Below are 4,395 nucleotides of genomic sequence, written 5' to 3'. Positions count from 1 at the left end.
ACCCCGGCCCTCCCCCGCAAGCGGGAGAGGGAGGGCACCGCCCTCGCGGTCGCTCTTCGACGCAATCCCGTAACACTTCAGAAGCCCAGCGCGAGGCCGTCCTTGCGATGGTCGGAGGCACCGAACAGCACGCCTCTGGCATGGTCGATACGGATCGCCTGGCAGCCGCCGATCGGCTCCTCCGAGAACCGGGCATCGTGGCCGCGGGCGCGAAGGTCGTCGCGTATCCCTGGAGAAATGGTCGTCTCCAGCGACAGCGCGCCGTCGAAGGCAAAGGAGCGCGGCGCCTCGGCCGCGGCCTGGATGTCCATCTGCATGTCGAAGATGTTGGACAGCAGATTGGCATGGCCCGCGGCCTGATAGTGCCCGCCCATCACCCCGAACGACATCACGGTCTTGTCGTCCTTGCGCAGCAGGCCCGGGATGATGGTGTGCATCGGCCGCTTGCGCGGCCCGAGCGAATTGGGATGTCCGGGCCTGGCGCGAAAGCTCCAGCCGCGGTTGTGCAGCAGCACGCCCGATTTCGGCGCGTAGATGCCGCTGCCGAACGGATAGAACAGCGAGTTGATCAGCGACACGGCGTTGAGGTCGCGGTCGACCACCGTGACATAGACGGTGTCGCGGTGCTCGATATCGTCCCAGGTCGCGGGCGCGGATGCGCGGCGCATGTCGATCTTGCCGCGAATCCTCCCGATATAGGCGTCGGCAAGGAAAGCGGCCGGATCGACCTTGCCGGTGGCGGGATCGCAGAAGAACGCATCGCGCGCGCGGTAGGCGGCCTTGGTGGCTTCGGCCAGCAAATGGATGCGATCGGCCTCACCGAGCTTGCCGACATCGAAGCCTGCAAGCGTCCGCAGGATCATCAGTGCGGCCAGGCCCTGCCCGTTTGGCGGACATTCGACCACGTCGTGGTCGTGGTAGCGCGCCGAGATCGGGCGCACATAGTCGGAGGTCTGGGCGGCGAAATCGTCGCTGCGGTGAGCGCCGCCCAGGGCGCGCAAGATGGCCACCATCTCGTCGGCAGCCTCGCCCGCGTAGAACGCATCGCGCCCGTGCTGCGCGATCCGGCGAAGGGTGCGGCCGAGCGCGGGTTGCGTACGGATATCGCCGACCTCAGGCGCCTTGCCACCGGGCAGGAACTGCGCCGCGGCATTGCCGTCGATCTCGATCCGGGCCCGGAAGCGGCGCCAGTCCTCTGCGACGCGCGGCGTCACGCAAAAGCCCCGCTCGGCAGCCGAGATCGCCGGCCGGAAGATCTCCTCCAGCGACCTGCTGCCGTGATCGGCGACCAGCCGGCACCACGCATCGATCGCGCCGGGCACGGTCACGGCCTCGGGTGCGGTCGGCGGAATGTCGCGCGCGCCGCTTGCGGCAAATTTCTCGGCATCGGTCGCAGCCGGCGTGCGGCCCGAGCCGTTCAGCGCGATCGGCTCGCCGGCGTCAGACGAATACAGCGCGAAGCAGTCGCCGCCGATCCCGGTCATCTGCGGCTCGACCACGCCCTGCACCGCGACCGCCGCCACCGCGGCATCGACGGCATTGCCGCCGGCCTTCAGCATCTCGACCGCGGCCAGCGTCGCCTGCGGGTGCGAGGTCGCGGCCATGCCACGCTCCGCAACCGCCACCGAGCGGCCGATGGCCATGAAATCACGCATGTCGAATCCTCTGATGTTGCGAGCGGCAGCCGCTCGCCAACATTGTCGAATACGACACCGGTCCCTGGCAGACTCTCGGCTGGCCGCGCCGTGAGCGGCAATCCACCTAACGGTGGATCGGCGAATGCGGACGATGGTTGTCCCGCTAGACGCGTCTTGGACGCGGCGATTTGATCCGGCGGGCAAGCGGGCAAAACCTGTCAAACCTGCGCGTGAGGAATTCCTTCGGTCTATCTGAATAGTTGCGTGCTCGGCAGCAATTCGTAGTGGGTAACTGGTTGCCAAGCCCGGAGCGCGATGGCACGCTACCTGATCAATTTCGCTCATGTTGACTGCCAATGCCGATGTCATCTCTCAAAGAGCGTCATGGCGCCAGGCGAAGTCGGTTCGGTTGCGGGGCTGGTTGGTTACGCATTGCCTCGTCTCTGGTTTCACTGTCATGCTGCGCCGTCGTTCATGACGTGCGGGCGGCTTCGCCCAATGAGGAGTCGAGCCGACAGGTGACGGCATCCGAACCGTCGGCTCAATCCGATGCCAACGGGAGTGTATTGCCGGATGCGGACCGAGCGTCGCCCGAGGCTCTGCCGACGACGCCGAGCGAGAAGCAAACTGAGCAGGTATCCACGACCAACGTTGTCGACCCGCTCAAGGCCGCTCCGGACAATGTCGATACAGTCTTGGTCCTGGACGAATGCTTTGTTGCCGAGACGTGCATCGACCGGTTCCTTGGCGCGCTTTACATGCGCGCGCCGAAGACCGACTGGATCGTCGTGTACGAAAAAAAGGACGTGATCATCAAACGGAAGCGCAAGCTGATCACCGTCACACGCAGCATCCCGAAGCGGGTCGAAAATGACTTCGGATGGAAGGACCCCAAGGCGGCAGAAAGAGCCCGCATGCCTCTGATGGATTACGTGATCGGAGGGATGGATCGAGCCTTCAAGCTGAAGCTGTTCTATTTGCTCCATGCAGCGGAACAGGCCGGACTGGCACCCGGGATCACAAGCGGATTCCGCGATGACTACCGCCAATCGATTGCAAACGGGCTGAAGGCCGCAAATGACAAATCTTATCACGGTGGCAGCTCGCGTGGAGGCTATGGTCACGGGCTCGCCGCGGACGTCGTCAGCATGAATGGCGGCAGCAAGGAGGAGCGTGCAATCGAGACCAAGAGATTGTGGAAATGGATCGACGAGCACGAAAAGCAGTTCGGAGTTGGACGTCCATATTTGAATGGAGACCCTGCGCATCTCGCACCGGTCGATGGTCGGGAGTATGCTGCTCATCGTACGGTATCAAGGCACACAAGGCTGGCCGGCAAGCGACATACCCGAATTGCAGCATCTTCCAGACATGGCGTGACGACGCGCGCAAAGTCAAAGGCAGCGTCGAAGGGCGCGACGACGAGAGTCAGCTCGCGCCTCTGATTGGCCTACCCTTCGTGCGCTCCGGCGCGCCCCAGCTCAGGGGGTGAGCTGGGGCTAACGGCGGCTTCGGAGGCCGCAGCGGCCGGCCTCCACCGATGACGTTACGCCTCTCTCCTGAATCTCATCCACCAGGAACCGCAATTGCTGCGCCGCGCTACCACTTTTGCGCCGCTAGATTTAGTTGCCACTAAATCTGTTACGCAGGGGCTAGCTCAGAATGGCAATTGCCGCGTGCATTTGTCGATTTACTATGTCCCTAGTCGTGCGGATTGGCCGACATTTACCCACACCCGACCATGCACCTCGCGCGATCAGGGATCGCCGCTTCGGGCCCACGAAGCGACGGTCCCGCCCAATTCCGGATGCGACAAACTAACCCGACGGGCAACTCAGCAAAACCTGTCAATCACCCCGCGCAAAAATACTTCGCTTTATCCGAAGAACGACTCAGTGTATAGATGCACCCGATCTCACCCGATCGAGGGGCGCTGCGCATCGTCACGGGTGTTGCGGTGAGATGCGGTGGACGCTGCAAGCGCAACTGACGAGTGCGCATGACGCGGACGGTGAAATCGTGCAGGCCTGACGCCCTAGCGGCAGGTGTCTCTTCGCAGGACGTGAATGCGTCGTTGCGAAGACGATGACAAAAAAGCCCAGTCTCGCCGGGGAGAGCACGTATAAGCCGTAACCCATCGCGCAGGGAAAGCCGGGTTGTTTCCGGTTACACCTGTGGTCCTACCCCCGAGCTTTCCACCTTTTGCTCGGGGCCCATGGGTGCGATCGGCACCCGGCTTTCCCTGCGCCCTCTGTCCAAGAGAGGGCGGAACGAAGCGCAAGACTCGGGCAAATCATGTCGCGAGAACGCGGAATTACGCCCCACTGGCCGCGCCACACACTCAATGTCGTCCTGGCGAAAGCCAGGACCCATTACCCCAAATGGCAATTGTTGCGCGACGCTGGGGCCACGATCCCGTTCATCGTCAAGTGCGGTGGCTATGGGTCCTGACTTTCGCCAGGACGACGATCGTGTGCGTGGCATCTCGCGCGAGAACCATCCTCATCGTCATTCCTGCCTAGTGCGCAATTGCGCACGGGAGCAGGCAACTGTTATGTTGGTTTGGTCTGCAGGTACGGCTTTCGGTCTCGCATCATGGCATTGAGGACCGTGAGCAGCTTCCTGGCGACAGCGATGAGGGCGAGTTTGGCTGGTTTTCCGGCCTGTCGCAGTCGTGCATAGAAGGCCTTGAACGGATCAGCTCTGCGAACTGCGTTGAGGGCCGCCATATAAAGGGCGTCACGAACGCGCTTTCGGC

Annotated in this window: 2 protein-coding genes and 1 pseudogene; 1 reads left to right on the top strand and 2 read right to left on the bottom strand. The window is 63.1% G+C overall.

Translation table 11 applies throughout. From position 1 onward, the window contains the following. Positions 1–77 precede the first annotated feature (77 nt). Positions 78–1,655 carry a gamma-glutamyltransferase family protein gene (locus AC1VNY_RS42165; protein WP_482409620.1) on the bottom strand — a complete coding sequence of 526 codons (1,578 nt, stop codon included), beginning with the start codon at positions 1,653–1,655 and terminating at the stop codon, positions 78–80. A gap of 500 nt (positions 1,656–2,155) precedes the next feature. Between AC1VNY_RS42165 and AC1VNY_RS42160 the strand changes: the two genes are divergently transcribed. After that, positions 2,156–3,082, top strand: a complete 927-nt coding sequence (locus tag AC1VNY_RS42160; protein WP_482409619.1) for a D-alanyl-D-alanine carboxypeptidase family protein — start codon at positions 2,156–2,158, stop codon at positions 3,080–3,082. 1,107 nt (positions 3,083–4,189) lie between these two features. On the opposite strand, the pseudogene AC1VNY_RS42155 reads toward AC1VNY_RS42160, so the two are convergent. Further along, positions 4,190–4,395: pseudogene (locus AC1VNY_RS42155) on the bottom strand (IS110 family transposase); the annotation flags it as partial.

The organism is Bradyrhizobium ferriligni, assembly GCF_056837965.1.
Note: the sequence above shows the minus strand (reverse complement) of the source record. Positions and strands in the feature narration are given on the sequence as shown.